Source organism: Nonomuraea sp. NPDC003201 (genome assembly GCF_053590415.1).
The window spans coordinates 1-1,079 of the sequence record NZ_JBSFTC010000784.1 but is presented as its reverse complement, the minus strand read 5'-3'; the positions used below and the strand labels follow the sequence as shown (position 1 = coordinate 1,079).

Genomic DNA, 1,079 nt, shown 5'->3' with positions numbered 1-1,079 from the left:
CCGTGCCGGTGCGGCACGGCGGGCGCCCATGTCACGCCATCTGATCCTTGACCAGGAACGACACGCTTCCCTGGTCGTCGGCTCCGGCGTCCAGTGACTTGTCCTCCAATACGGTGGCGGCCACGGGGTCGAGGTAGACACGCGCCCCCTCGGCCTCGACGACCTCGTCCGCCGGCTCCGGAGCGGTGGCCAGCGTAAGGGTGAGCGAACTCGCGCCTTCTCCCTGAGACGAGATGCGAACCCCGCTCTGGGCAGGCTCGGGCGCGGACGCGGTGAGATCGCGGATCGCCTGGGCAGCGTTGGCTGTCAGGGTGAGCACTACGGCTCCTCCTCACGGTCGACGTTCAGGAATTGCCTGCCCTTCCCCCAACACAGCGGCTCAACCCTTCTTGACTGTTTCTTTGCTCAGATTTCCTGGAGCCCCCTGTGGAGAATGGGGCCATGGACTTCGCGGAGCAGAGGCAGGCCATGGTGGCGCACCTGCGGAAACGCCAGGACATCAGCGATCCCGTGGCCGCCGCGCTGCTGGCGGTGCCGCGCCACCTCTTCGTGCCCGGCGTCGACCCCGAGGACGCCTACCGTGACGTGCCCATCGTCACCAAACGTGACGACGCGGGCCGGCCGATCAGCTCGTCCTCGCAGCCCGCGATCATGGCCACGATGCTCGACCAGCTCGGCGTGGAGCCGGGGCACCGGGTGCTGGAGATCGGCGCGGGCACCGGCTACAACGCGGCGCTGCTGGCCCGCCTCGCCGGGCCCGCCGGGCACGTGGTGAGCGTCGACATCGACGAGGACATCGTCGCGCGGGCCGGACGGCACCTGTCCGCCGCCGGGGCGGAGCGGGTGGAGGTGGTGTGCGCGGACGGCGTCCAGGGGTACGCGGAGCGGGCCCCGTACGACCGCGTGGTCGCCACGGTCGGCGTGTGGGACCTGGCCCCGGCGTGGCTGGAGCAGCTGGGCGCGGGCGGGCGGCTGGTGGCGCCGCTCGACCTGCGGGGCGTGCAGGTGTCCGTGGCTCTCGAACGCGCCGGTGACCACTGGGCCAGCCGGTCGGTGGCGCCGTGCGGGTTCATGCGGAT

2 protein-coding genes are annotated in these 1,079 nt (G+C 71.5%); one reads left to right on the top strand and one right to left on the bottom strand.

Going from position 1 to position 1,079, the window contains the following annotated elements; translation table 11 throughout:
* Positions 1-31 precede the first annotated feature (31 nt).
* A complete protein-coding gene (locus ACWDX9_RS63635) occupies positions 32-319 on the bottom strand; it encodes a HesB/IscA family protein (RefSeq protein ID WP_449973503.1) in 288 nt (95 codons plus the stop codon).
* 122 nt (positions 320-441) lie between these two features.
* Between ACWDX9_RS63635 and ACWDX9_RS63630 the strand changes: the two genes are divergently transcribed.
* A partial coding sequence (locus tag ACWDX9_RS63630; RefSeq protein ID WP_449973502.1) for a methyltransferase domain-containing protein occupies positions 442-1,079 on the top strand: 638 nt, incomplete at its 3' end.